The sequence below is a fragment of the Bradyrhizobium sp. STM 3557 genome (genome assembly GCF_045571465.1).
GTDB lineage: Bacteria > Pseudomonadota > Alphaproteobacteria > Rhizobiales > Xanthobacteraceae > Bradyrhizobium.
The window spans coordinates 2,040,946-2,067,627 of sequence record NZ_CP120697.1; the positions used below are offsets into that span (position 1 = coordinate 2,040,946).

19 protein-coding genes are annotated in these 26,682 nt (G+C 62.5%); 6 read left to right on the top strand and 13 right to left on the bottom strand.

The window, feature by feature from the left end:
- Window positions 1-3 precede the first annotated feature (3 nt).
- Complete coding sequence (locus P6U24_RS09125) at window positions 4-2,145, top strand: type I secretion system permease/ATPase (RefSeq protein WP_407158800.1); 2,142 nt, start codon at window positions 4-6, stop codon at window positions 2,143-2,145.
- Window positions 2,146-2,272: 127 nt separating this feature from the next.
- Here the strand turns inward: P6U24_RS09125 and P6U24_RS09130 are convergent, their stop codons facing one another.
- The 13 genes from P6U24_RS09130 to P6U24_RS09190 all read right to left on the bottom strand — a co-directional run bounded on the left by P6U24_RS09130 (window position 2,273) and on the right by P6U24_RS09190 (window position 20,875).
- Complete coding sequence (locus P6U24_RS09130; protein ID WP_407158801.1) at window positions 2,273-2,560, bottom strand: hypothetical protein; 288 nt, start codon at window positions 2,558-2,560, stop codon at window positions 2,273-2,275.
- Window positions 2,561-3,101: 541 nt separating this feature from the next.
- A complete protein-coding gene (locus P6U24_RS09135) occupies window positions 3,102-3,485 on the bottom strand; it encodes an H-NS family nucleoid-associated regulatory protein (protein ID WP_407158802.1) in 384 nt (127 codons plus the stop codon).
- Window positions 3,486-4,099: 614 nt separating this feature from the next.
- Complete coding sequence (locus P6U24_RS09140; RefSeq protein WP_407158803.1) at window positions 4,100-5,563, bottom strand: undecaprenyl-phosphate glucose phosphotransferase; 1,464 nt, start codon at window positions 5,561-5,563, stop codon at window positions 4,100-4,102.
- A gap of 1,548 nt (window positions 5,564-7,111) precedes the next feature.
- Window positions 7,112-7,645, bottom strand: coding sequence for a hypothetical protein (locus tag P6U24_RS09145; RefSeq protein ID WP_407158804.1), 534 nt, complete (start codon window positions 7,643-7,645; stop codon window positions 7,112-7,114).
- Between the two features lie 307 nt (window positions 7,646-7,952).
- Window positions 7,953-8,249 (bottom strand): hypothetical protein, encoded by a 297-nt coding sequence (locus P6U24_RS09150; RefSeq protein ID WP_407158805.1) that lies wholly within the window; start codon window positions 8,247-8,249, stop codon window positions 7,953-7,955.
- Between the two features lie 257 nt (window positions 8,250-8,506).
- A complete protein-coding gene (locus P6U24_RS09155) occupies window positions 8,507-8,824 on the bottom strand; it encodes a hypothetical protein (protein WP_407158806.1) in 318 nt (105 codons plus the stop codon).
- A gap of 324 nt (window positions 8,825-9,148) precedes the next feature.
- Complete coding sequence (locus tag P6U24_RS09160) at window positions 9,149-9,499, bottom strand: BA14K family protein (RefSeq protein ID WP_407158807.1); 351 nt, start codon at window positions 9,497-9,499, stop codon at window positions 9,149-9,151.
- Window positions 9,496-9,861, bottom strand: coding sequence for a hypothetical protein (locus P6U24_RS09165; RefSeq protein ID WP_407158808.1), 366 nt, complete (start codon window positions 9,859-9,861; stop codon window positions 9,496-9,498). The genes P6U24_RS09160 and P6U24_RS09165 overlap by 4 nt, the downstream gene beginning before the upstream one ends.
- A 3-nt stretch (window positions 9,862-9,864) precedes the next feature.
- The gene (locus tag P6U24_RS09170) at window positions 9,865-11,379 is read right to left on the bottom strand and encodes an efflux transporter outer membrane subunit (protein WP_407158809.1); all 1,515 of its coding nucleotides are present in this window, start codon (window positions 11,377-11,379) and stop codon (window positions 9,865-9,867) included.
- Complete coding sequence (locus tag P6U24_RS09175) at window positions 11,380-14,664, bottom strand: efflux RND transporter permease subunit (RefSeq protein ID WP_407158810.1); 3,285 nt, start codon at window positions 14,662-14,664, stop codon at window positions 11,380-11,382.
- Between the two features lie 2 nt (window positions 14,665-14,666).
- Window positions 14,667-17,774 (bottom strand): MdtB/MuxB family multidrug efflux RND transporter permease subunit, encoded by a 3,108-nt coding sequence (locus tag P6U24_RS09180; RefSeq protein ID WP_407158811.1) that lies wholly within the window; start codon window positions 17,772-17,774, stop codon window positions 14,667-14,669.
- Window positions 17,771-19,078 carry an MdtA/MuxA family multidrug efflux RND transporter periplasmic adaptor subunit gene (locus tag P6U24_RS09185; RefSeq protein ID WP_407158812.1) on the bottom strand — a complete coding sequence of 436 codons (1,308 nt, stop codon included), beginning with the start codon at window positions 19,076-19,078 and terminating at the stop codon, window positions 17,771-17,773. Before P6U24_RS09185 ends, P6U24_RS09180 begins: the two co-directional genes overlap by 4 nt.
- A gap of 1,170 nt (window positions 19,079-20,248) precedes the next feature.
- Entirely contained in the window at window positions 20,249-20,875 is a 627-nt protein-coding gene (locus P6U24_RS09190) for a carboxymuconolactone decarboxylase family protein (protein WP_407158813.1), read from the bottom strand.
- A gap of 164 nt (window positions 20,876-21,039) precedes the next feature.
- Between P6U24_RS09190 and P6U24_RS09195 the strand changes: the two genes are divergently transcribed.
- The 5 genes from P6U24_RS09195 to P6U24_RS09215 all read left to right on the top strand — a co-directional run bounded on the left by P6U24_RS09195 (window position 21,040) and on the right by P6U24_RS09215 (window position 26,682).
- The gene (locus P6U24_RS09195; protein WP_407158814.1) at window positions 21,040-22,422 is read left to right on the top strand and encodes a M20 family metallopeptidase; all 1,383 of its coding nucleotides are present in this window, start codon (window positions 21,040-21,042) and stop codon (window positions 22,420-22,422) included.
- A gap of 370 nt (window positions 22,423-22,792) precedes the next feature.
- Window positions 22,793-24,073, top strand: a complete 1,281-nt coding sequence (locus tag P6U24_RS09200; RefSeq protein WP_407158815.1) for an MFS transporter — start codon at window positions 22,793-22,795, stop codon at window positions 24,071-24,073.
- 171 nt (window positions 24,074-24,244) lie between these two features.
- Window positions 24,245-25,174, top strand: coding sequence for an amino acid ABC transporter substrate-binding protein (locus P6U24_RS09205; RefSeq protein ID WP_407158816.1), 930 nt, complete (start codon window positions 24,245-24,247; stop codon window positions 25,172-25,174).
- A gap of 82 nt (window positions 25,175-25,256) precedes the next feature.
- The gene (locus P6U24_RS09210) at window positions 25,257-25,988 is read left to right on the top strand and encodes an amino acid ABC transporter permease (protein WP_407158817.1); all 732 of its coding nucleotides are present in this window, start codon (window positions 25,257-25,259) and stop codon (window positions 25,986-25,988) included.
- Between the two features lies 1 nt (window position 25,989).
- The gene (locus tag P6U24_RS09215) at window positions 25,990-26,682 is read left to right on the top strand and encodes an amino acid ABC transporter permease (protein WP_407158818.1); all 693 of its coding nucleotides are present in this window, start codon (window positions 25,990-25,992) and stop codon (window positions 26,680-26,682) included.

Below are 26,682 nucleotides of genomic sequence, written 5' to 3' on the forward strand. Positions count from 1 at the left end.
TCCATGACGGTAAATCCGGAGCAGCGAGAACCGAGTGATCCGGGCCTCACGGCGCTGGTCATGCTGTTGCGCTTTCACGGTGTCGGCGCCGATCCGTCGCAAATCCGTCACCACTGCGGAACGTCCGAAATCGGCGTTTCGGAGATGATCCGCTCCGCCAAGGAATTCGGGCTGAAGGCGCGCGAGTCGAAAACGACTTGGGCGCGATTGGCGACCACACCCTTGCCTGCAATCGCGGTTCTGCGAGGCGGCGATTTTCTCGTGCTCGGCAAGTTCGGGCAAGACAAGATCATGGTGCAGTCGACCAGAACGCCTCGTCCTTCCCTGATGACGAAAGCGGAGCTCGAGGAGATCTGGACCGGGCGCGTTGTCCTGATGACCAGGCGCTCGGGGCTGATGGAGCTGTCGCGTCGCTTCGACATCACGTGGTTCTTGGATGCGATCCGGAAATATCACCGGCAGTTCTCGGAAGTCCTGCTCGCCTCCTTCTTCCTTCAGCTGTTTGCGCTGGTCTCTCCGCTTTTTTTTCAGGTCGTGATCGACAAGGTTCTGGTTCACCGCAGCGTCAGCACGCTTGATGTATTGACGATCGGGCTGGTCGGCATCGCGACCTTTGAGACGATCCTGTCGATCATACGTACGTACTTGTTTTCGCATACCACGAACCGCATCGACGTCGAACTGGGCGCCCGGCTGTTTCAGCATCTGCTGGCGCTGCCGGTGTCCTACTTCCAAACGCGCCGGGTCGGCGATTCCGTTGCGCGGGTGCGCGAGCTGGAGAACATCAGGAATTTTCTGACGAGCTCCGCGCTGACGCTCGTCATCGATCTGTTCTTCACGCTCGTATTCATTGGCGTGATGCTGTTCTATTCTCCGCTTCTGACCGGAATCGTGCTCGCCGGCTTTCCGTTCTATATCGCGATTTCTGCAGGAGCGACCCCACGCTTTCGGCGGTTGCTCGACGAGAAATTCAAGCGCGGCGCCGAAAACCAGGCCTTCCTGGTCGAGAGCATCGGCGGCGTGGAAACACTCAAGGCGATGGCCATCGAGCCGCAAATGCAGCGCCGCTGGGAGGAGCAGCTGGCGGGCTATGTGGCATCGAGCTTTCGCGTGCTGCGATTGGGTAACACCGCAAGCAACAGTGTTCAGTTCGCCAACAAGCTGGTGATGGCCGGCGTGCTGTATTTTGGAGCCAAGCTCGTCATTGCGGGAGGGCTCAGCGTCGGAGAGCTCGTCGCCTTCAACATGCTGGCCAGTCGTGTCACTCAACCTGTGCTGCGGCTGGCCCAGATCTGGCAGGATTTTCACCAGGCCAAGATTTCCGTCGAGCGGCTGGGCGACATCCTGAATACGACACCCGAGCCCAAGTTCAACCCGACCCGGGCCGCGCTGCCGGCGATTCGCGGGGATGTGACTTTTGAACATGTCTCGTTTCGATATCGGATCGACGGTCCGGAGATATTGCACGACGTGAGCTTCAGCGTCTCGGCGGGGCAGGTCGTCGGGATCGTGGGAGCCTCCGGATCCGGCAAGAGCACGGTCGCCAAGCTCATCCAGCGGCTCTACGTTCCGGAGCGCGGCCGTGTGCTCATCGATGGTGTGGACCTCGCGATGGTCGACACCGCCTGGCTGCGTCGGCAGATCGGTGCCGTGCTGCAGGAAAGCGTCCTCTTCAATCGCTCGATCAGAGAGAACATTGCGCTGGCCGATCCGGCGATGTCGATTGAGCAGGTGGTCGAAGCAGCCAAGCTCGCAGGCGCTCACGACTTCATCCTCGAGCTGCCCGAGGGGTACGACACCGTGGTCGGCGAGCGCGGCGCCAGTCTCTCAGGCGGACAGCGCCAACGCGTCGCCATTGCGCGTGCGCTGGTTACAAATCCGCGCATTCTGATCTTCGACGAAGCAACCAGCGCACTCGACTACGAGAGCGAGCGCATCATTCAGGAGAACATGCAGCGCATTGCGCAAGGCCGTACGGTCGTGGTGATCGCACATCGTTTGTCGACGGTTCGCCGCAGCAATCGCATCATCACCATCGATCGCGGCAGGCTGGTAGAGGACGGAACCCACGACGAGCTCATCAGGCGAGGCGGGCGATATGCGAGCCTGCACCGGGTCCAATCCGACATTCATGAAGTCAAATAGCCCTTCCGCTGGTCGACGCAGGCGTACCTGACATGCCATTCAAGCTGCGGCCGCTCCGCAGGGATGGCGAGACGGGGTGATCGACAGATGGGGCGCAGACCTGGCCGGACGACGACTGGCGCTGAGCTCACCTTGCAGAATTCTGGGTCGATGTCGAATGAGTGTAGACCGACAGCTTAGCCGGCATCCGCGTTGACAGCAGGTGCGCGCAGGCGAGCCCGACGAAATAGCCGATTTGCAAGCTGAACGACGCGACGATCGCCTTTGCGACCGTTGACCAAACCCCTGTCGGCCACATCAGATTGAGACCGACCACGATCATGACGACAACGAGCGTCGCAGCCGGAAGTGCCAGTATGGAATACCGTTGCGCCAGCAACCCGCCGAGAGCAAGGCTGAAGATGACTACAGTCACTGTTAGCACCTCCCCAATCGCTCCGATCGGCCAATAACGCTACGCGGCGCGTTCAGGTTCCCATCCCCAAGTTAACAATCTCTGAGCGAGTCGGCACGGAAATTGATGATTCGTCACGTGAAATCGACCCCGTATGAATACAGTTTGCGCAAATATGCGGCTAAAGGCGCAACTTCTGACTAAAAGTTGGTCACAAAATGACCTGCACGACGCGACCTGCTCGCGAAACGCAGCCATATCAGCACCAGACCGGCCCGGATTGGCAGAGCTGCTGCGCCGTGCGAAATCGAAAGACGGCGGTTGCGGGCAGTTGAGGAGGCCGTGACCCCGTCCGCGGGTCGGCGCTTCAGGGCATGCGCTCCAGCACGCCGGAATCGGAGATTGGCTTTTGGTGCGTGCGGGGACAGAAGCGACGTCAGTGACAAAACCGCACTCGAATCATGAGGCGTCAGGCGCCGGACAACTAACAGCTAAGTCCCTAACGGCTCCGCCATTCGTAAACCGAAGAGCGGCGAACTGATCCGAATGTCGGGCCGAGATACTAGGCTTCATGCAAGGTGCCATCCTGCGGCTCGCTCGCGCTGATGACAAAATCTTCTATCTTCTGTCCTGCAAGAAGCGCCTGGGTCAGCCAACGCGGCCGTTTGCCTCTGCCGGACCACGTCTCTGAAGGTTCGTTGGGATTCCGATATTTCGGCGGCACCTTTGCGTGCTTGCGCGAGTCCTGATCGCCTGCGAGCCACCGAGAAGCGCCTTCGCTAGGCAGCGCAAGAGACTGTTGCTGTTCCCGGCGCAACTGAGCCAACCGCTTGTCGAGTTCGTGCTTTTCGGCGGTTAATCTTGTTGCCAGGACTTCGATAACCATCTGGTGAAGCTGCCATATCTCGCCCACAGACATGGCATCGAGGTTTAATTTCTTGACCATCCCGCAATTTCCGGTCTCGCGAATCCGGACATATTAAATGTCGTTTTATCCGATTACCAGAATAATGTGTTCCCGCCCAGGAACGCCCAACGGAAGCCGAAACATTTTCACAATTAAATAGAACGCCTCGCGTTAAGCTGGCCGATTCGCCCCATTAGTTCGTTCCGCGCTATGGCCGATCGGCAATGTCCCCGGGTCAGGACGTGTGCGCGCTTTTTCACCATGTCACACAATAGGGCGAGCTTGGGGTGATGATCATCAAAGAGGTGGGCTCATCACGACGCCAAGAGGACGAAGACAGGCTCGCGCGAGATCTTGGTCGTCAATGATCGTTGAAGCGGCGCGAACCCGGCGCTCCGTTGGCGCTGCGTACCTTAGTTTGACGCGTTTTCGTTGGCGAAAACCGGCTCACTTCACTTTGAAGCCGCTCTAAGCGACACGTTGGGCAGCCGGTCGCCGCGAGCCGTCGGCCGGCTGCCCAATAGCAAGCCTGACAGCTCGCAAAGGCCCCGATGCGAAACTAATGGGGCTTGCTGTCAGGCCTTGTCAGTCCCGCAGCGGTCCGACGAGGACAGTCCCATTCCATTCGGACATGTCTCGATCGTCTCTGCGCTTCAATAAGCATTCCGCTTGCGCAAGACTTCGAATGCGGTCTTGAGCAGGATGAACAGGTCGAGCCAGAAGCTCCAATTGTTGATGTACCACAGGTCGAGCTCTACGCGCCGTGCGATGTGCTGGACTGTCGGCGTTTCGCCACGGGCGCCGTTGCACTGGGCCCATCCGGTTATGCCCGGTTTGACATGGTGGCGAACGGCGTAGCCGCTGAGAATGGTCTCAAAGTAGCTGTCATGAGCGAGAGCATGAGGTCTGGGGCCGACGAGCGACATATCGCCCTTGATGACGTTGATGAGCTGCGGCAGTTCATCGATGCTCGCCGCTCTGAGCATGCGCCCGACGTTCGTCACCCTCGAATCATGACGAGTCGCTTGCACGATTTGCGGGCCGTCTTCCTGAACCGTCATCGTACGAAACTTGTAGATGACGAATTCCTCGCCATTAAATCCGCGCCGAACCTGCCTGAAAATAACGGGTCCAGTGCTTTCAATCTTGATGGCGAGAGCCGCAAGAGCCATCAGTGGCAGGAAAAATATGATCGCCAGAGAGGACAGCGCGACGTCCATTCCGCGCTTCACGAGTCGCTGCAGTTCCGACAGGGGCGCTCTCTGAAGCTCGACGACGAGTGCCCTTCGCTGTGCGGACGAGGTCACGCTGGTGAATGAGCGGATGCGCAGGTCCGGCAGCAACTGGGCCGCAACCGGAAGCAGCTTCATTTGATTCTTGATCAGCTCGATACGGTCGGTGTCGTTCCAAGGCACCGCGATGAGGACCTGCCGGCAATGGTGCTTGCGCACATATTGAGAGGCGGCACTGATCACCTGGACATCCAGCAGCGGCCGCTCCGAATTGTCCCGCTCGACCCCCAGAATAAATCGGTTGACCTCTGTTGCACCACAGAGAACCAGCAAGTCGGCTGGCGTCAACGCAGCCATTTCCTCGAAGTCGCCAATCAGGACGGTGTCACGCCCGCGGATGGTGCCCCGTTCGACCGCCCGCGCGACGGCCTGTTTCGCAGTCTTTCGGGCCAAAACCAGTCCTCCGGCGGCAACGAACCCGAAAATCACGAAAGCGCCGCGTGAGTAAACGCTGCTGATCTTGAGGAGGAATGCGATGAAGGCAAGGAGCAGGCCGGTGCTGAACCAGCACATGAGTATGTCGCGGAGTTCGACCCGCGGCTTGGCAACTTCCTGAAAATTGTAGTGGCCGCTGCCGTGCATCCGAAGCACGTACAAGGTGCCGGCGAGCAACCCTATGCCGCATTGGAGGACATAGTCCGAACCGGTCTTGCCGGCGAGAAATTGATAGCTGACGCCCGCAACGAGAGCGGAGATGAGAATGACGATGGCGTCGCTGCCCAGGAGTAAATAGGATACCAAGTCGGAAGAAAGCGTCTTCGAACCCTGATCGACTGAATATCCGGAGTACGTCGCTTGCTGATTAATGTTCGAATCGATCGACATAGCCGTGCCACCATCTATTTAATTTGGCTCAGCGGGGAACCTGTTAAAATCATTTGATTTTAAATTATCGGTTAACCACGATAACATATGATGACGGTTTCTGTGGCGCAATATTTATTTTGCCAAGCTCAGCTTTATTCCTGTGTGGTAGTTTTCGACAGTCGACAGGCGTGCGGCGCGAGAGACGCGGTCGCCGCTGCGAGGGCCCGAACCGCCCGCCCGCGATTAAAGGCGAGACGATTTTCTCCTCATTACCGGATCGGGCTTGCTGCCAGCCATGCTGATGTCGCTCGAGGGCATTCTCAGGTTCGATGCAGATGGTGCGCGTTTGCGTCACGAGCCGGACATCTCGGTTCCCTTAACATACGTCCCACAATGAGACGCTAGGCACAGTCCGCCGAGCGAGGCTGGGTCAAACGGAGGTCGTCCGCATCGAAATGGCACGACAGCGGATGGCACGCGTCGTGCTGAGGCAAAGCAGATGATAGGAGATGCGCAGAATGCGATGCCGGTTTTCGCCGCAAGTGGGACTTTCCAAGGAAAATAACGAGCTGGTGGTCTCGAAGCAGGTTGGCTCGCTGGAATTGGCCGCCCAGTTTCTCGAACTCAAGCGACTTCGTCGCCAGTTGCGAGTGGCTCAATGTGGGCGTGTCGCCCGCTGGGATGAACGCCCGTCAGTAGAAAAATCATCCAAGCGCAGGCGTTGCGAATAAGCCGCGACAGGTGCACGGGTTGGCCGGCGGTCCCGACGGAAAGTCAGGCTGTTTGGCGCGACGCGCTGGTTGGGTTTATGAACGCAGACGGAAAACCACTATTGTGCGCGGCGCATCAGGAGAAAGTGGCGCAGTCGAAGAAGAAAAATCAATCTTTGGCAGGCGTTATCATTGTTTGGCAGCCAAAGATTGGGATGCTCTGCGATGTCGGACATCGAATGGCGGTCCGCTGCCGGGGATGTCGAGTCACGCAAGAAAAGGAGTGTCGCGAGCACCGCAGGTGTGATAGTGAAGCATCCCATAAAGATACGGATAATTCGAGTGCTATTTGAAACGACTTTCACGGTGGTTGCTGTCTCCGTGAAACTTGGTTGTTGAACACGAATTGGATCGGAGCGGGGGGCAATGCAAAAGCCTTTAACAAGCCAAGAGCTTGACCAATGTTTTCGTGAATTGCTTCAGCTGCGCGCTCAGGTGCGAAAAGCTGAACGTGACATTGAAAGAGCTGCCAAACCTGGCCTCGAGAACGCGCCGAAGTTGGTCGTGCGGCAAGCGGCGGCCCCGGTTATCTTTCACTAGCGTTCCGGCTTTGACATTCGTACCGCCCTGCCGCAAGTTCGCTTCCTGCCGCGAGCTCGTTTACGAATCTCGGAGCATAAGGACATCAGCAAGATTATGATTCTTGTGCGGTTTGGGATCCGGCATTCGCTTGGATCCCTGCCGTCATGCTGAAGTAATTGTCAGCTCCACCGCATCGGCTGGAATTTCTTCCGGCCTATGGTGTTTGCCCAACCATCTTGCCCCTGCATATTATCCGCCTTTCAGGGGCTGATTTTCAGGCCGAAGCGTCGTTGGCTCGCTTTCCATCGACGTGTTCGGTGCTTTGATCATCGGCTTCGGAGGATGAAGCGGCAATCGTCAAGCCGACAATTTGAACCTGCACCGGCCGGTCGGGGGGAGGCTGGGGGGGCGCCACCGCTGACTGCTCAGGCGGCGCCCTGGATATGTCGACCACCAGAATCTCGACCTGCTTCTCGCCTGGCGGTGTTTCGAGCTGGGCTGCCGGCGTATGCCGCTCCATATCCGCTCTGGTCGTCTCTGGATTGACAGGCTTTGAACGGTCTTTCGTGGGAGCCTGATCCGTCTCCTGGCTCGCAGCTTCTTGAATGGGCTCTTCCAGGCGTTTCAAGCCTGCTTCCAGCAGTGCGATCTCCTGCGCGAGCTCCGCGAGCAGCGCAGCATGACTGCCGGTGGAAATCGATTCGAGGTCGCTGGTCAGTTTGCGGCGATGGGCGAGCGAGTCCTGAATTGCCTTGCTGTTTCGACCGCGGACGTAGATTTCGACGATGGTCTGGAATGCGCTTGCCATCTCGTGGCTCTTACAGCAATCTTTTTGGGAATACAGAAAAATAACATTAACCCTGAGTATAGCAGCAAGGCGTCCGGTTCAAGGACCCTGACGGGCATCCCTCAGTGCGAGCTCACCAGTTTAACCAGCCGACCGATCGGGGGCGGACTCTCCTACGACGGACCTCTGCCTGGCCGGATCTGCGAGTTGTTTGATCGACAGTTCGGCGGCCGGTCCGCGACCAGGAGGTTTCGGCGCGAAACCATTTTCAGAGGTCACGAAGTCATCCTGAAACAGGCGCGTCATAGGCGTGGGGCGTGTTGCATGCTTAGTTAAGGTCAAGCTCATGTTCGGGTCGATTGCGTTTGTCATCGCCGTTTTCAGCATCGGGATCTTCTCCGCTCACGCGCTGGAAGCGTTCGCTCAATCCTCCGGCCGCCGATAGGCTGGAGAAGCCCTGGCAGGACTGCGGCAGCGCGTAAGTCGGGTGATCCAGGCTGGCTATGGCGCCCGGCCATGATGGCCAGCGCGCCGGCAAGAGATGCGGCCGCAATTTCGTATCGGATGTTCCGGCTCCGACATTCGTATCAGCTTGCCGCAAGCCGGTTTGCCAGAGCGACCGCATTAGGCACGTCGTTTCTGATACCAGGGCCTGTGATGCTCCCGGCGAATGTTCTGCCGGCGTTCACGAACGGCGGCCGCGGCCGAACAAACGATGCAGCAGATGGCGGCGAAAACACTGAGATCAACCAGCATGACCATTCCTTCAGCCCCGCGCCTCGAATGGGCCAAGCGGCTCAAGGTGTCGAGATCATCTGCTGATTAAGCTCAACGAGAAAGCTTAATCGTCGAGGGTATTGTCGTATTCCCGCTGTCGACCTGTTACTTCATTTGCAGACGGATGCGTCCTTGCACAAGGAAGCGAGCTGTCCCGTTTCCGCTGACATGCCAGGTAGACGGCTCGGAAGATGCGCTGTCGCTTGGTCTATCCGCCATCTCGAGCGAGATCAGAAACTGCAGCCCAGCCGCGGCCAAGCTGGCCTCATCAGTTATTCCTTCGCGCGACTTCTCGACCAGAAATCTCGCGAGCGCGGGCCTCGCAACTTCGATGCTCAGCGCGCAGTCGCCCTCAGGCCGCCCGTAATAATCGATCCAGGCAACCTTAAAGGCTGACACAAGAACTTTGGTCAACTCAGCCAAGCACGCACCCGGTACGGCAAACGTCAGTTAATGATTAATCATATTATATGGCACGGCCATAGCATTGACAAACGCCGACCGAAGGCCATCCTCGAGCCGATCGCGCGCGACGCAGGCTCCGTCGTTGTGAGCGAAGCGAAGCAGTGCAGAGCGGCGAGAGAAGTCTGGATTGCTTCGTCGCGTTGCGCCTCGCAATGACAATGCCGATCAGAGTAGCCCGCCTCACTTCGCGGGTGCCCCCAGACATAACGACCCTCGCGCGCGCGGCGGGATGTGGGTGGGCCCGAGACCGAGCGCCCGGGTGTTCGCCGCGATCTGCGGCCGCTACTTGCAAGCGCGCCTGCGGTGGTGCAGGCACGGCGGAGCCTGCGGCGGTGTCATGATCACCTGCGACGGATAGGGCTCCGGTGAGCGCCGCGAATTGCCAGCGAGGAAGCCTTCGATGCCGATCGAGGCGCTCGGTGGATCGCCGGCGAAATTGCCGGGAAAGACGCCATTATTGCGGAAATCGCGGTTGTCGTCGCGGCCGTCGAAGAACCAGAACGAGGACGTATGGCCATAGCGCAGCACGGGCGCGCGGCCGTCCTGCGCGGCCGATGGCGACGCGGTCGCAAGGCTCGACACGATTGAAAACAGCAGCGCTGTCCTCGCTGCGATCTTGTCGCTGGCTGTCATGGCCTGATCGTCCCCCAATCGCCCTTCCATCCCGTGAGCTTGCCCTTGCGAAACTGCAGGTACAGCCCATCGCTGCGGTTCGACAGCGCCGCGCCCTTGACGTTGGGGATCGCGATCAGGAGCTCGTTGCCGGTTGTCCCGCGTACGTAAAACAGCGGCACGCCCAGCGACTGCGAGGCCTGGTCAGGCGTCATGCCGAAGCTGAGCGGCAGCGTCGCCCGGCTCGGCGCGAATGTGGTCTGTGCGGATGCGGCTGCGAAGCCGATGCAGCTCAACGTGAGCCAGAAGGTCAGCATGACTGCGTGCGGCCGCGCGCGGCGCACCGCCATAACCATCGAGCCTCGGTCAGATTGCTTGCGCATGCGCTACTCCACCGATGCCGTCGCCAGAGTGCCCTGCGGCGTCCAGCCGCCGCCGAGCGCCTGGAACAGGCTGCTGGCTGCGAGCATCTTGTTCAGCCGCACCGTGACCAGGTTGTTCTCCGCGGTGAACAGCGTCTGCTCGGTCTGCAGCACGGTGATCAGGTTGACCGTGCCGCCGCGCAGCTGCGCCTCCGCCACCTCGAACGCCTTGCGCGAGGCGATCACCACGTCGTTCTGCAGCCGCTCCTGCTCGGTGAACTTCTGCAGGCCGATCAGCGCCTTCTCGACGTCGGAGAAGGCCGACAGCACGGTCTTGCGATAGGTCTGCAGGTTCTGCAGCTGCACGCCCTTGGCCTGCTTCAACTGGCTTTCGAGCAGGAATCCGTCGAAGATCGGCTGAGTGAGGCTCGCCGTCATGGTGTAGAACCACGCGCCCGGCGTGAACAGCGAAGCCAGCGCGGTGCTCTGGAAGCCCGTCGTGCCGGTCAGCTGGATCTGCGGGAAGAAGGCGGCACGCGCCGATTCGACGCTGAAGTTCGACGCCGCGAGGGTGGCTTCGGCCTGGCGAATGTCAGGCCGCTGATAGAGCAATTGCGAGGGCAGGCCGGGCGTGACCCGCGGCACCGATATCCTGCTGAGCGAGCCACCGCGCAGGCTGAAATGCGCCGGCGCCTTGCCGACCAGCAGCGCCAGCGCAGCCGTATCCTGGCCGACCGTGACCTCGAGCGGCGGGATCGCCGCGCGTTGCGTCGCGACCAACGCCTCCTGCTGTGACAGATCGAGCTGCGAGGCGGTGCCGCCGGTGAACTGGGTCTTGATCAGGTCGAGAATGCGCTGGGCGGCCGCAAGATTCTCGCGTGTGACGCGGAGCTGATCCTGCGCGGCGAGCACCTGGAAGTAGGTGTTGGCGACAGTCGCGAGCGTGCTCAGCGTGACCACGTCGCGATTATAGCGCGAGGCGGTGGCGCTTTCCTCGGAGGCCGCCAGCGTCGCGCGGTTCTTGCCCCAGAAGTCGAGCATGTAGCTCGCGCTCAACCCCGTCGAGAAGATCGAGATCGTCGACGAGCTGCCGCCGGCGGCGGTGGCAGCACTGGACGTGCCGCCACGCTCGCGCTCGGCGCTCGCATTGCCCGAGATGGTCGGCAGCAGCGCCGCGCCGGAGACGCCGACCTGCGCGTCCGCCTGGATGATCTGGGCGACCGCAACAGCGATGTCGAGATTGTTGATCTGCGCAGCATCCATCAGCGAGGTCAGCTCGCGGGAACGGAAGCCGCGCCACCAGTCGACGGCGGGCGGCGCCTTGTCGGCTGCGGCCTCGCTCTTCGGCCCGGCGCGATAGGCCACGGGCACATCGAGATTGAGGTCCGGCCGCTCGGTGCCAAGGATGCAGCCGGAGAGGCCGGGGCTGAGCACCAGGGCGACCAAGGCAGCCGTGGTGCGCAGCGCGCCGCCCCTGGGTGCAGTCCGAGTGCCGCTCCTGACCGGGCGAACGAGGCTGATCGATTCGGGATTCGGCATCTACTCGCCTGGTTGCAGTGAAGGTGCGCCAGCATGCGGCGCTGCGCCGCGGCGACGTTGGCTCCAGAGGCGAAACCTGTCCAGATACAAATAGATCACAGGTGTCGAATAAAGTGTCAGCATCTGGCTCAGCGCCAAGCCGCCGACGATCGCGATGCCGAGCGGCTGGCGCAGCTCGGCGCCTTCGCCGAGGCCCAGCGCCAGCGGAACGGCGCCTAGCATGGCGGCCATGGTCGTCATCATGATCGGCCGGAACCGCAGCAGGCACGCCTCGCGAATCGCGTCCAGCGGGGAGAGGCCGCGGCTGCGCTCGGCTTCGAGCGCGAAGTCGATCATCATGATCGCATTTTTCTTCACGATGCCGATCAGCAGGATGACGCCGATCAGCGCCATGATGCTGAACTCGGTGTTGAAGGCCATCAAGGCGAGCAGGGCGCCGACGCCGGCGGACGGCAGCGTCGAGAGGATGGTCAGCGGATGCACATAGCTTTCGTAGAGCACGCCGAGCACGATGTAGATCGTCAGCAGCGCAGCCAGGATCAGGAATGGCTGGTTGCTCAGCGAATCCTGGAACGCCTTGGCCGCGCCCTGGAAGGTGCCGCGGATGGTGGCGGGCACGCCGATCCGGTTCATCGTTGCTTCGATGGTCGCGACCGCCGTGCTCAATGCGACATTGGGCGGCAGGTTGAACGAGATGGTGTTGGCGACGAGGAGGCCCTGATGATTGACGCCAAGCGGCGTAGCGGATGTCGTGTAGTGCGCCACCGCCGACAATGGGATCATGGTTTCCTGCGACGTCGCGACCGCCGCGCCGGTGGAGGCCACGCCCCTGCCGGTGGCGCCGATCGAGTTGGTGGCGGCATTGCGCGCCGCCTGCGCGTTGGCCGAATTCGCTGCCGAGGTCTTGGTGGATGAGACGACGGTGCCGACCACGGCGTTGGTGGCCTGCGAGCCGCCGACCGAGCCGCCGGAGGTGCTGACATAAACATCCTTCAGCGTTTCCGGATTCTGCCAGTAGCGCGGCGCCACCTCCATGATGACGTGGTACTGGTTGCGGGCGACATAGATGGTCGAGACCTGTCGCTGGCCGAAGGCGTCATAGAGCGTGTTGTCGATCTGGCTCACGGTGATGCCGAGCCTTGCCGCCGCGTCGCGGTCGATCACGAGATCGGTCTCCAGCCCCTTGTTCTGCTGGTCGCTGTTGACGTCGGCGAGATTGGGCTCGCGCTGCAGGGCGGCTGCGATCTTTGGTGTCCATTCGTTGAGCTCTTCGAGCGTCGAACCCTGCAACGTGTATTGATATTGCGCATTGCTGGCACGGCCGCCGATCCGGATGTCCTGCACCGCCTGCAGGAACAGGGTCGCGCCCGGCACCACGGCCATCTGCCGGCGCAAGCGTCCGATCACGCCGTCGACCGAAATCCTGCGCTCGGCGAGCGGCTTCAGCGAGACGAACATGAACCCCGAATTGGTCTGTCCGCCGCCGGTGAATCCGACCGCGGTATCGACCGCGGGATCCTGCTTGATGATGCCCACGAACTGCGCGAGCTTCTTCTGCATCAGCTGGAAGGAGATGCTCTGGTCGGCCTGGATGATGCCGACCATTCGGCCGGTGTCCTGCTGCGGGAAGAAGCCTTTCGGGATCACGTCATAGAGATAGACGTTGAAGCCGATGACCAGAATCAGGATCGCGACGATCGCGCGCGGATGGTCCAGCGCAAGGGTGAGCGATCGCCGATAGGCATTCAGCAGCGCCTCGAAAACGCGCTCGCTCAACTGGTAGAGCCGGCCGTGCCGCTCGCCACTCATCGGCCTCAGCAGCACCGAGCACATCATCGGCGTGGTCGACAGCGACACCGCCAGCGAGATCAGGATCGAGATCGAGATCACAACCGCGAATTCGCGGAACAGGCGCCCGATGATGCCGCCCATCATCAGGATCGGGATGAACACCGCGATCAGCGAGATGCTCATCGAGAGCACGGTGAAGCCGACCTCGTTGGCGCCTTTGAGCGCGGCCTGGAACGGCGACAAGCCCTCTTCGATGTAACGGGTGACGTTCTCCAACACAACGATGGCGTCGTCGACCACGAAGCCGGTCGCGACCGTCAGCGCCATCAGCGACAGATTGTCCAGGCTGTAGCCCATCAGGTACATCGCGCCGAAGGTGGCGACCAGCGACACCGACACCGCGACGACCGGAATGAAGGTGGCGCGCAGGTTGCGCAGGAACGCGAACACCACGATGATCACCAGCAGCACCGCCAGCACCAACGTGCGCTCCACGTCGTGCAGCGAGGCGCGGATGGTGGTGGAGCGGTCGACCGCGATGTTGATGTCGATCGACGGCGAGATCGACGCGCGCAAGGTGGGCATCAGCGCCTTCACCGCGTCGACGGTGGAGATGATGTTGGCGCCGGGCTGGCGGTAGAGAATGATCAGCACCGCCGGCTTGCCGTTGGCGAGGCCGGCGTTGCGCAGGTTCTCGACCCCGTTCGAGATCTCGCCGACATCGGACAGGCGAACCGGCGCGCCGTTGCGATAGGCGACGATCAGCGGCTTGTAGTCCTCTGCCTTGTTGGCCTGGTCGTTGGCGTAGATCTGGTAACGCTGGTCGCCGACATCGATGCCGCCCTTGGGGCTATGCGCATTGGCGGAGGCCAGCGCGGCGCGGACGTCCTCGAGCCCGATGCCATATTTGTAGAGCGCCTGCGGGATCAGATCGACGCGGACGGCCGGCAGCGAGCCGCCGCCGACCACGACCTCGCCGATGCCCGAGACCTGCGACAGCTTCTGCGCCAGCACCGTGGAGGCCGCATCATAGATCTCGCCGGGCGGCATGGTGTCCGAGGTCAGCGCCATGATCAGGATCGGCGCATCGGCGGGATTGACCTTGCGGTAGGTCGGGTTGCTGCGCAGGCTGGTCGGCAGGTCGGCGCGGGCGGCGTTGATCGCGGCCTGCACGTCGCGCGCGGCGCCGTCGATGTCGCGGTTGAGGCCGAACTGCAGGGTGATGCGGGTGGTGCCGACCGAGCTCTGCGACGTCATCTCGGTCACATCTGCGATCTGGCCGAGATGCCGCTCCAACGGGCTCGCGACTGTGGTCGCGACGTCCTGCGGGCTCGCGCCGGGCAAGGTCGCCTGCACCGAGATGGTCGGGAAATCCACCTGCGGCAGCGGCGACACCGGCAGCTTGAAGAACGCCACGATGCCCGCAGCCGCGAGGCCGAAGGTCAGCAGCGTGGTCGCGACCGGCCGGCGGATGAAGGGTGTGGCCGGATCCATGGCTAATGCGATCCGCCGAGTTCGCCGGCTTGGCGTGACCGTCCGCCCAGCCGCAGCGCGATGCGGTCGAACCAGAGATAGATCACCGGCGTCGTGAACAGCGTCAGCAGCTGGCTGACCAAAAGCCCGCCGACGATGGAGACGCCGAGCGGATGGCGCAGCTCGGAGCCGGCGCCGGTGCCTAGCATCAGCGGCAGCGCGCCGAGCACGGCGGCCATCGTGGTCATCAGGATCGGGCGGAAGCGCAGAAGGCAGGCCTGGTAGATCGCATCGCGCGGCGCCAGCCCCTCATTGCGCTCGGCATCGAGCGCGAAGTCGATCATCATGATCGCGTTCTTCTTGACGATGCCGATCAGGAGGATGATGCCGATGATCGCGACGATAGTGAGCTCATGGCCGCCCAGCATCAGCGCCAGCAGCGCGCCGATGCCGGCCGAGGGCAGGGTGGAGAGGATCGTGATCGGGTGGATGAAGCTCTCATAGAGCACGCCGAGCACGATGTAGACGGTGACGATCGCGGCTAGGATCAGGAACAGCTGATTGGTCAGCGAGGCCTGGAAGGCGAGCGCCGCGCCCTGGAAGCTGGTGATGACGCTGAGCGGCTGGCCGATGTCGATTTGCGCCTGCTTGACGGCCTCGACGGCTTCACCGAGCGAAGCGCCCGGGGCGAGATTGAACGAGACGGTGGCGGAAGGAAACTGTCCAAGATGCGAGACCTGCAGCGGCGCGGTGCTCTCGGTCATCTTCGCCATCACGGCCAGCGGCACCGGCGTCGTGCCGACTGACGACGGCAGATAGATGTCGTTCAGCGACTTCAGCGAGTTCTGCAGCGCCGGATCGGCCTCGAGAATGACGCGGTACTGGTTGGAATTGGTGAAGATGGTCGAGACGATGCGCTGGCCGTAGGAATCATACAGCGCATTGTCGATCGTCGCGGGCGTGATGCCGAAGCGCGCCGCCTGGTCGCGGTCGATCTGGACCGAGATCGACAAGCCCTGCGCCGCGATGTCGGTGGAGACGTCGGCGAACTGCGGCAGGCTGCGGAGCTTGTCGACCAGCTTCGGCGTCCATTCGGCAAGCTGAACCGGATCGGCATCCTGCAGGATGAACTGATACTGCGTCCGGCTGACCGTGCCCTCGATGGTGAGGTCCTGCACCGGCTGCATGTAGAGCGTGATGCCGGTGAGCTGCGCGGTCGCGTTCTTGATCCGCTGCATGGTCGCGGTGATGTCGGACTTGCGCTCCTCATGCGGCTTGAGGTTGATCAGGATGCGGCCGCTGTTGAGCGTGGTGTTGGTGCCGTCGACCCCGATGAAGGAGGACAGGCTGTCGACATCAGGATCTTTCAAGATGACGCTGGCGAGCTGCTGCTGCCGCTCGGCCATCGCGGCATAGGAGACCGATTGCGGCGCCTCCGAGATCGCCTGGATCACGCCGGAGTCCTGCAGCGGGAAGAAGCCCTTGGGAATGATGACGTAGAGATAGGCGGTCAGCGCGAAGGTCGCGAGCGCGATCAAGAGCACGAACGTCTGACGATCGAGCACCCAGTTCAGCATCCGGCCATATTGCGCGATCACCCAGTCGAACGCCCTGCGGTTGAAGCGCTGCAGCGCATTCTCGCGCGCATGGTCGTCGGTCCTGAGCAGCTTGGCGCAGGCCATCGGCACCAAAGTCAGCGACACCACCGCGGAGATCAGGATCGTCACCGACAGCGTGATGGCGAATTCGCGGAATAGCCGCCCGACCACGTCGCCCATGAACAAGAGCGGGATCAGCACCGCGATCAGCGAGACGGTGAGCGAGATGATGGTGAAGCCGATCTGCTCGGAGCCCTTCAGCGCGGCGGCAAGCGGCGGCTCGCCCTCCTCGATGTAGCGCGAGATGTTCTCGATCACGACGATGGCGTCGTCGACCACGAAACCGGTCGCGATGGTCAGCGCCATCAGCGACAGATTGTTCAGGCTGAAGCCGAACAGGTACATGGCCCCCAGCGTGCCGACCAGCGACAGCGGCACCGACAGGCTCGGGATCAGGGTGGCGCGCGTCGAGCGCAGGAACACGAAGATCACCAGCACGACCAGGATCACCGCGAGCGACAGCTCATATTCGACGTCGCGCACAGAGGCGCGGATCGTGGTGGTGCGGTCGGTCAGGATGTTGAGATCGATCGCGGCCGGCAGCGTCGCCTGCAGCTGCGGCAGCAGCTCCTTGATGCCGTTGACGACCGAGATGACGTTGGCGCCGGGCTGCCGCTGGATGTTGAGGATGATGGCCGGCGTCTCGTTCATCCAGGCGCCGAGCTTGTCGTTCTGCGCGCCGTCGACGACGTCGCCGACGTCCCGCAGGCGCACCGGCGAGCCGTTCTTGTAGGCGACGATCAGCGAGGCGTAGTCCGCTGCGTTGCGGATCTGGTCGTTGGCATTGATGGTATAGGCGCGCATCGCCCCATCGAAATTGCCCTTGGGCGTATTGACGTTGGCGTTGCCGAGCGTGGTGCGCAGATCATCGATGTTCAGCCCATAGGCGGCGAGCTTGCGGATGTCCGCGCGGATGCGCACCGCCGGGCGCTGGCCGCCGGAGATGCTGACGAGGCCGACGCCGGGAAGCTGCGAGATCTTCTGCGCCAGCCTGGTGTCGGTGAAGTCCTGGACCTGCGTCAGCGGCATCGTCTTCGAGGTCAGGCCGAGCGTGAGGATCGGCGCATCCGCCGGATTGACCTTGGCGTAGATCGGCGGCGCCGGCAGGTCCGAAGGCAGCAGATTGCCGGCGGCATTGATCGCGGCCTGCACCTCCTGCTCGGCGACGTCGAGCGAGATGGAGAGCCCGAACTGCAGCGTGATGACGGAGGCGCCGGCCGAGCTCACCGAGCTCATCTGATTCAGGTTCGGCATCTGCCCGAACTGGACCTCGAGCGGTGCCGTCACCGAGGAGGTCATCACGTCCGGACTGGCGCCGGGATAGAAGGTCTGCACCTGGATGGTCGGGTAATCGACCTCGGGCAGGGCGGCCACGGGCAGGAAGCGAAACGCGAGCATGCCGGACAGCATGATCGCGACCATGAACAGCGTCGTCGCAACTGGCCTTAAGATGAAGGGGCGCGACGGGTTCATTGCTTGGGCCCGCCCTCCGAACGCCGCTTCGTGGCGCCGCCGGGAGCGCCGGGGCCGTTCGGTCCGGAGGCGGGCGGCGCGGATGCCGGAGCCGCGGCATCCGTGGGCGGACGCACCACCACCTTGGCGCCCTCGCGAAGCTTGTCGGCACCGTCGATGACGACGCGATCGCCCGGCGAAAGCCCGGACAATACCTCGACACGGTCGCCGTCGGTGACACCGAGCTTGATCGGGCGCACCGTGACCGTACTGTCGTCCTTGACCAGATAGACGAAGGTCCCGGGCACGCCGCGCTGGACGCCGGACGTCGACATTGTGGTGACGTCCTTGTGGGTGTCGAGCAGCAGGCGGATGTTGACGAACTGGTTCGGATAGAGCGTGCGCTGGTCATTGGGGAATTGCGCACGCAGCTTGATGGTGCCGGTGGTAGCATCGATCTGGCTGTCGAAGGTCTGCAGGGAGCCCTCCGCCAGCTTGTTGGCGCCGCCGCGGTCGAGCGCCGTGACCGGCAGCACCGCGCCGCTCGCAAGCCGCCTGGCAATCGCCTGCAGGTTGTCTTCCGGCACCGTGAACAGCACGCTGATCGGCGCCAGTTGGGTGATGACGACCAGCCCGTTGGTATCGCCGGGAGTGACGTAGTTGCCCTGGTCGACCTGGCGCAGGCCGACCCGGCCATCGATCGGCGCCAGGATCTTCGTGTAGTTCAAATTGACCTCGGCCGATTTGACCGCGGCGCGATCGGCCTCGACGGTGCCCTGGTCCTGGGCGACCAGCGCGATCTGCGTATCGAGCGTCTGGTGAGGAACCGCATTCTGGGCGGCAAGGCCCTGGTAGCGCTGCAGGTCGACCTGCGCGCCCTTCAGCGTCGCCTCGTCGCGCGCGAGCTGGCCCTTGGCCTGTGCCAGCGCGGCCTCATAGGGGCGGGAATCGATTTCCGCGAGCAGGTCGCCCTTCTTGACCTCGTCGCCCTCCTTGAAAACGATCTTCATCAGGTAGCCCGAGATCTGGCTCCTGATGGTGACGGTCGCAAGCGAGCTGACCGTGCCGAGCGCGTTCAGGCTGATGCCGATATCGCCCTTGCCGATGGTCTCGTCCACGACGGACATTGGCGCAGCGTTGCGGCCGGCGCGTGCGGTGTCCTGCTGGGGAGCCTTCTCTCGCCGTAGCCACCAGACGGCGCCGGCCGCCAGCAGCACGAGGATGAGGATGGTGAGCAGCGGCCGGCCGCGACGGCGCTTGGCTGGCGTCTTGGTCTCTGGCTCGCGCTCGGGAGCTACGTTCGGTGGCTTCAGCGGTTGGTCCATTGCTCTACTTCAGAAATTCGGCTCGGACGGCGGTTTGATTGTCCGGTAATAGCCTAGCCGAGCTGGAGCTTCCCGTACTTTCTCTGCCCGGCATCCTGACGGCATTCACGACGGCTTGTCGCGTTAACTTTTGGAAAGGGCTCAGCTTTTCCAAATGTTGCTGGCCCTGCAAGGTCCCTGGGAACAGGCCATTTTCTGATCCTGAAGCGAGCCTCGACAGGCATTGCATGTCGCAGCTGTGATTGCGACCGCGCAAAAGCGTGATCATTTGCCTGAGAGGCAGTCACATCAACGGTGTCGTGCCAATCTTGTGCCGCCGGGACGACATCCAATGCGCGGAAAAACTCATTTCGTGAACGCTTTCAAAGCCGATTCGGCAGTCCAGCCCCTCGCGCAAAAATAATCTTGTTTCGTTTTTCCAGAAAACATGATCTTCTAGCCACGTCCCGGCTCGACCGGAGGGGCGTACGCGTCGTCACGGACGTTGAGCGCGGGATGCGGTGGATGCGTTGATGCCGTCGGACGAACGGCTGTCGACGCGGACAGTGAAGTCGCGTGGTCCTGGCATCCCGGTGCTGATGCCAAGGTCGCGTTGCTTTGACGAGCACGCGAGCGATGGGGCAAGAGAGCCGGTCCCCAAGGAGAGCGCGTATAAGCCGTAACCCATCCGCGCAGGGAAGGCCGGTGTTTCGGCTCGTACCTGTGGTGACTGCCGCCTGCTTTCTTTGTTGCAGGCGGGCCATGGGTGTGGGCTAAGCACCCGGCCTTCCCTGCGCCCTCCGATTTTCGGAGAGCGAGAACTGATCGATAGCTCGGGCGTGAATGCGCCGCGAGAACGATGACGCGCAAGTCGGCGAATTGTTCTCAGCTGTCGTCCCGGGCAAGCCCGCCAGCGCGATAGCGATGGCGGGCGCCGACCCGGGACCCAACCACAGGATTTGATTGTCTTGCGCGGTGCTCACGGCATGCCTGTTTCAGACATTACGCGGTATGGGTCCCCGCGTTCGCGGGGACGACAGCAGAGAATTGGAGGTCGCGTATCCAAACAAAATGCTGCCTTCCGTCATTGCGAGCGAAGCGAAGCAATCCAGCGTCTTTGCATAGAGGAAGTCTGGATTGCTTCGTCGCTTGCGCTCCTCGCAATGACGAGGATGGAGCGACGGCAACGGCCTACTTCCCCGCCTGCTTGAACGGCATCTCCGTCCCCGCGGGCGGCATGACATGAGCGACGTTGAGCGTCATCGACGCCACATCGTAGTAGCCGTTGACGGCGATCAGATCCATCACGCCCTGTTCGCCGAACTTGTCGACCGCGCGCGCATAAATCGCATCATCGACATTGTGGTCGCGGCGAAGCTGCGTGGTGAATTCCCAGACGATTGCCTCGTCGTCCTTCATGGTCTCGGGCTTCTTGCCCTCGCCGAGCGCAGCGATGATGGCTGGATCGAGCCCGGCCTTCAGTGCCAGCGGCGCGTGCGCGTACCACTCATATTGCGCGCCCCAATATTGCGCCGACATGATGATCGCCATCTCGTTGAGGCGCTTGTCGAGCGAGGTGTTGAAGCGCAGATATTCGCCGACCTTCTGCAGGCGGTCGGCGAGCTCCGGGCTGCGCAGCCAGGCGTTGAACGGGCCGCTCAGGCTCTTGCGCGGGCCGGACATGATGCCCTCGGCCACCGCGCGCTGGGCCGGGGTCATCTTGTCCAGGGGAATCTCGGCCATGCGTTCGCCGGTCAATGCCAGCGCGGAGCCGGCCAGCAGCAGCGACAGCGCGCCCGCGCGCAACAGCGTTTTCATAGGTCACCTCCCTTGACGATGCCCGGTCTCGTGCCGGGGCAGGGCGGGACGGTGCTGCATTCCGGTGACTCTGACAAGGCGTGCGGCGCTTGCGGATATCAGCTCTTTCGTTCCGCCGCCGATCCCGATAAGACGCGCCGTCGCCTCGTGACCGGAAAAGCGCCATGACCAGGAATGATGCAATCGCCCGCGCCCGCCTATATCTCCAATCAGGCGAGTTCCTTGCTGAGCTCGACCGCAGGGTGGCGTATCGGACCGAGAGCCTCAACGCCGAACGCAAAAACGAGCTCTACGCCTATCTCAAGGATGAGCTGACGCCATCCTTCGCCGCACTCGGCTTCGAAAGCCGCATCATCGATTCTCCGAGCGGACGGTCGCCGTTCCTGATCGCGGAACACCACGAGAGCGACAGCGCGCCGACGGTGCTGAGCTATGGCCACGGCGATACCGTCGACGGCATGGTCGGGGAGTGGCGCGACGGCCTCGATCCCTGGACCATCACCACATCAGGCAATCGCGCCTATGGTCGTGGTACCGCCGACAACAAGGGCCAGCACAGCATCAACATGGCGGCTCTGCGTGCGGTGAAGGAGACGCGCGGCGGCAAGCTCGGTTTCAACGCCAAGTTCATCATCGAGATGGGAGAGGAGACCGGCTCGCCGGATCTGGCCCGCGTCGCCGACATGCATCGCGATGCACTGAAGGCCGATCTGTTCATCGGCTCCGACGGGCCGCGGCTGTCGGCGGAGCGGCCGACCATCTTTCTCGGCTGCCGCGGCGGCATCCGCATTCATCTCGACGTGAACTTGCGCGAGGGCGCGCATCACTCCGGCAATTGGGGCGGGGTGCTTGCCAATCCCGCGACCATCCTGGTGAATGCGATTGCGACATTGGTCGACGGCCATGGCCGCATCAAGCTCGAGGCGCTGAAGCCGCCACGGCTCACCAATGCCATTCGCGATGCGCTCGCCGACGTCAAGGTCGAGCCGACAGAAGACGAGCCGCAGCTGTCGGACAATTGGGGTGAGGACGGGCTGTCGCCGGCCGAGCGGCTCTACGCCTGGAATACGCTCGAGGTGCTGGCGCTCTCGACCGGCAATATCGATAAGCCCGCGAACGCGATCCCCGGCCGCGCCCGCGCCGTGCTGCAGCTCCGCTTCGTGGTCGGCACCAAGGTGGACAACATTGCGGAGGTGATCCGCGAGCATCTCGCGGCAAACGGCTTCCCGATGATCGAGGTGACGACGGCGCAGAGCTTCATCGCCTCGCGCGCCGATCTCGACAGCCCCTGGATCAAATGGGCGGCGGAGTCCGTGAAGGCGAGCAGCGGCAAGCAGCCTGCGGTGCTGCCGAATTTCGGCGGCTCGCTGCCGAACGATGTGTTCGCGGACGTCCTGAAGATGCCGACCATCTGGCTGCCGCATTCCTATCCCGGCTGCTCCCAGCACGCGCCCGACGAGCACATTCTGCTCAGCGTCACGGAGGAGGCGCTCGCGATCATGGCTGGCCTGTTCTGGGACATCGGCGAGCTGGAGAGGCCGCTGTGACGGTGTTTCTAGCAGGTAGCCCGCATGAGCGCAGCGACATGCGGGGATGCAATTCCCGGATATCGCTGCGCTCATCCGGGCTACGCCTCCTAACAACGAGCACGGTGCGCTCCCTCTCCCCGTTCTTACGGGGCCGCGACGAGCTTCGCTCGCGCTCGGAGGGTTGGGGTGAGGGGCAGACGCACGATGGGTGCAAGTCGTTGGACCTGTACCCCCTCACCCGGATTGCATCTGACGATGCGATCCGATCTCTCCCCGCAAGCGGGGCGAGGTTGCAGCGAGTGCGCCGCGAGAGGCGTGCCCACGCGAACCATCCAGCCGGCGAGGTCGAACTAAAGGCTTTGCAAAGCGTCTGCCAGAAAGAAAATCCATGACACTTTCGACCCCGGTGACAGCAGGGATTGCGAGCGAAAAAAGCTTCGCCAAGCAGGTGATCGCGACGTCGGTCGGCAACGCGCTGGAATGGTTCGACATCGCGGTCTACGGCTACTTCGCGGTCTACATCTCCAAGGCCTTCTTTCCCTCGAATGATGCGACGACGTCGCTGCTGCTGACCTTCGGCACCTTCGGTCTGTCCTATCTGGTGCGCCCGATCGGCGGCATCGTGCTCGGCGCCTATGCCGATCGCTGCGGCCGCAAGGCCTCGCTGATGATCTCGATCCTGCTGATGACGTTCGGCACGCTCGCGGTCGCGTTGATGCCGACCTATGCGACCATCGGGGTGCTGGCGCCGCTGCTGGTCATCATGGCGCGCCTGGTGCAGGGCTTCTCGGCCGGCGGCGAGTTCGGCAGCTCGACCGCCTTCCTCGTCGAACACATGCCGGAGCGGCGCGGTTTCATCGCGAGCTGGCAGTTTGCGAGCCAGGGCGTCAGCGGCCTGCTCGGGGCCGCCTTCGGCGCCATCCTGACCTCAGCGATGAGCCCCGCCGATCTGCAGGCCTGGGGCTGGCGGATTCCTTTCTTCTTTGGCGTGCTGATCGGACCGGTCGGCCTCTATATCCGCAACCACATGGAGGATCCCGGTCCGCCCCCGGGGGGCAAGGACGGCTCGCCGGTCAGGGACGTGTTCTTCAAGCAGAAGCGTGCCGTGCTGCTCGGCATCGGCGTGCTCGCGGTGTCGACGGCGGTGAACTATCTGATCGTCTATTTTCCGACCTACGCCGTGCAGAAGCTGAACGTGCCGGCCACCGTCGGATTCATGGCGTCGCTGGCCGGCCAGTTCGCCGTCACGCTATTGACGCCGCTGGCGGGTGCGGTTTCCGACCGGATCGGCCGCACCACCCACATGATCACGATCAACGTGCTGCTGCTGCTCGCGATCTATCCGGCCTTCTATATCCTGACGCGGTATCCGACATCCGGTATCATCATCGGCGCCGTGTTTGCGGTCGCCACCCTGAAGGCGCTCTATTATGGTCCGCTCGCGGCGCTGATGGCGGAGCTGCTGCCGGCGGAGTCGCGGGCCACCGGGCTCGGGCTTGGCTACAATATCGGCGTCATGATCTTCGGCGGCATGGGGCCGGCGATCATGACGGCGCTTGGCACCATCGCCTTTATCGGCGACATGGCGCCCGGCTACTACCTTAGTCTGGTGGCCCTGCTCAGCCTCGCGTCGCTGTTTACCATCCGCAAGCTTGGCGCTACTGCGTAGTTGCCGAATGGCGCGGAGGACAGGCAATTTGTCGCAATCGTCCGGGCGGCGGCCGCCGGCAGACGGTTTATGGTCCCGGCCGGCCGCGCCCACGCGGGACCGGCGGGCCATAGGAATCGGGCCCGGTTTATGCAAGCATCCGGCAAAATTGCCGGACCGAGGAGATCACGAATGAAGCAATTTCGAATTTTGGGCCTTGCGTTCGCCGCCGTGCTTGGCGCGAGCCAGTTGTCGGCCCAGGCGCAGGCCGAGGAGCTGACGGGGACCTTGAAGAACATCAAGGATACGGGCGCGATCACGCTCGGCTTCCGCGATTCTTCGATCCCGTTCTCCTATCTCGACGACAATCAGAAGCCGATCGGCTTCGCCATGGACATCTGCTATGGCGTCGTCGATGCCATCAAGAAGGAGCTGAAACTCGACAAGCTCGAGGTCAAGCTCAATCCGGTGACGTCCTCGACCCGCATTCCGCTGCTCGCCAATGGCACCATCGATCTCGAATGCGGCTCGACCACCAACAATGCCGAGCGGCAGAAACAGGTCTCGTTCACCAACACCCACTTCCTGACCGCGAGCCGCTACGTCTTCAAGAAGTCGAGCGGCATCAAGTCGATTGCGGACCTCAAGGGCAAGACCGTGGTGTCGACCGCCGGCACCACCAACATCAAGCAGCTGACCGAGGCCAATGCGGCCAAGGGCCTCGGCGCCACCATCATCCCGGCCAAGGATCACGCCGAAGCCTTTCTGATGGTCGAGACCGATCGTGCGGCCGCCTTCGTGATGGATGACATCCTGCTGGCGAGCCTGGTGGCCGGATCGAAGGACCCGAGCCTCTACGCGATTTCGACGGACGCGTTCTCGACGCCCGAGCCTTACGGCATCATGCTGCGCAAGGACGATCCCGCCTTCAAGAAGGTCGTCGATGCCGCCACCGCCCATATCTATACGAGCGGCGAGGGGCTCAAGCTCTACGACAAGTGGTTCACGCAGAAGATCCCGCCGAAGGGCCTTAACCTCAACACGCCGATCTCGCCGGAGCTGAAAGCGGAATTTGCCAAGCCGTCTGATTCGCCGGATCCGGCGTCCTACGTTCTGAAGTAAAAAGCGACGATGCGTGCGCCCATGCAATGGCCTAGTCATTGCATGGGCGCGATCCTTATCTGAACCCGCTCGGACAGCGTTCGTGAACTATCACTGGAATTGGCACATCTTCTTCGAGCCTGACCCGACCGGGGCAGGCACCTATCTCGACATGCTGCTGTCGGGACTGTGGGTGACGATCAAGGTCTCGCTGTTCGCCTGGATCGTCGCGCTCGTCACCGGATCGATCGTCGGCGTGCTCAGGACCTTGCCGTCCAAGACGGCATCGTGGTTCAGCTTTTGCTACGTCGAATTCTTCCGCAACATGCCGCTCCTGGTGCAGCTCTTTCTCTGGTTCTTCGTGCTGCCGGAGCTGCTGCCGCCCGCGGCCGGGCTGTGGCTGAAGCAGATGCCGAACGCGCCGTTCTACACCGCCGCCATCGGCGTCGGCCTGTTCATGTCGGCGCGCGTTGCCGTGCAACTGGCGGCCGGCATCGGCTCATTGCCGCGCGGCCAGAGGATGGCCGGGACGGCGGTCGGCCTCACCACCGCGCAGGTCTATCGTTATGTGTTGTTGCCGATGGCTTTCCGCATCATCCTGCCGCCGCTCACTTCCGAGTTCCTGAACACTGTGAAGAACAGCGCAGTCGCAATCACCATCGGCTTGATCGAGCTGACGGGGGCGGCGCGCTCGATGCAGGAGTTCTCGTTCCAGGTGTTCGAGGCGTTCAGTGCCGCCACCATCATGTATCTGGCCATCAACGTCGTCGTCGTGATCGGCATGCGCCTGCTGGAGCGCAGCGTCGCGATCCCCGGCTACATCACGGGCAAATGAGATGCTGGCCAATTTCGATTTCGACGTCATCCGCCGCTCGCTCGGCTATCTGTTCATCGACGGCATGAGCTTCACGCTGCTGCTGACCGCTCTGTCGGCGGCCGGCGGTCTGATCTTCGGCACGCTGATCGCGCTGATGCGGCTCTCCGGCTATCGCACGCTCGGCTGGTTCGCGGGCCTCTATGTCGACTTCATCCGCTCGCTGCCGCTGGTGCTGGTGATCTTCTGGTTCTACTTCCTGGTTCCCTATATCGGGCAATGGCTCACGGGCGCGTCGCGGCCGATCAGCGTCGGTCCCTTCGCCTCCTCGCTGATCACCTTCATCATGTTCGAGGCGGCCTATTTCTCCGAGATCATGCGCTCCGGTATCCAGTCGATCTCGCGCGGCCAGCCGGCGGCGGCATCCGCACTCGGCCTGACCTACAGCCAGACCATGCGCTACGTCGTGCTGCCGCAGGCGTTCCGCAACATGCTGCCGGTGCTGCTCACCCAGACCATCGTGCTGTTCCAGGATACCTCCCTGGTCTACGTGCTCTCGATCCCCGACTTCCTCGGCGCGGCCTCGAAGGTCGCCCAGCGCGACGGCCGCCTGGTCGAGATGTACCTGTTCGCGGCTCTGGTCTACTTCGTCATCTCCTGTGTTGCGTCATTCAGCGTTCGTCAGCTGCAGTCGCGCATCGCCATCGTCAGATAG

Coding starts and splice junctions, on each gene's coding strand:
- P6U24_RS09165 (WP_407158808.1), bottom strand. CDS start 9,861: ATGCGCAAGCAATCTGACCGAGGCTCGATGGTTATGGCGGTGCGCCGC.
- P6U24_RS09180 (WP_407158811.1), bottom strand. CDS start 17,774: ATGAACCCGTCGCGCCCCTTCATCTTAAGGCCAGTTGCGACGACGCTG.
- P6U24_RS09185 (WP_407158812.1), bottom strand. CDS start 19,078: ATGGACCAACCGCTGAAGCCACCGAACGTAGCTCCCGAGCGCGAGCCA.
- P6U24_RS09160 (WP_407158807.1), bottom strand. CDS start 9,499: ATGACAGCCAGCGACAAGATCGCAGCGAGGACAGCGCTGCTGTTTTCA.
- P6U24_RS09125 (WP_407158800.1), top strand. CDS start 4: ATGACGGTAAATCCGGAGCAGCGAGAACCGAGTGATCCGGGCCTCACG.
- P6U24_RS09145 (WP_407158804.1), bottom strand. CDS start 7,645: ATGGCAAGCGCATTCCAGACCATCGTCGAAATCTACGTCCGCGGTCGA.
- P6U24_RS09190 (WP_407158813.1), bottom strand. CDS start 20,875: ATGAAAACGCTGTTGCGCGCGGGCGCGCTGTCGCTGCTGCTGGCCGGC.
- P6U24_RS09135 (WP_407158802.1), bottom strand. CDS start 3,485: ATGGTCAAGAAATTAAACCTCGATGCCATGTCTGTGGGCGAGATATGG.
- P6U24_RS09205 (WP_407158816.1), top strand. CDS start 24,245: ATGAAGCAATTTCGAATTTTGGGCCTTGCGTTCGCCGCCGTGCTTGGC.
- P6U24_RS09150 (WP_407158805.1), bottom strand. CDS start 8,249: ATGCGGTCGCTCTGGCAAACCGGCTTGCGGCAAGCTGATACGAATGTC.
- P6U24_RS09200 (WP_407158815.1), top strand. CDS start 22,793: ATGACACTTTCGACCCCGGTGACAGCAGGGATTGCGAGCGAAAAAAGC.
- P6U24_RS09215 (WP_407158818.1), top strand. CDS start 25,990: ATGCTGGCCAATTTCGATTTCGACGTCATCCGCCGCTCGCTCGGCTAT.
- P6U24_RS09140 (WP_407158803.1), bottom strand. CDS start 5,563: ATGTCGATCGATTCGAACATTAATCAGCAAGCGACGTACTCCGGATAT.
- P6U24_RS09170 (WP_407158809.1), bottom strand. CDS start 11,379: ATGCCGAATCCCGAATCGATCAGCCTCGTTCGCCCGGTCAGGAGCGGC.
- P6U24_RS09175 (WP_407158810.1), bottom strand. CDS start 14,664: ATGGATCCGGCCACACCCTTCATCCGCCGGCCGGTCGCGACCACGCTG.
- P6U24_RS09195 (WP_407158814.1), top strand. CDS start 21,040: ATGACCAGGAATGATGCAATCGCCCGCGCCCGCCTATATCTCCAATCA.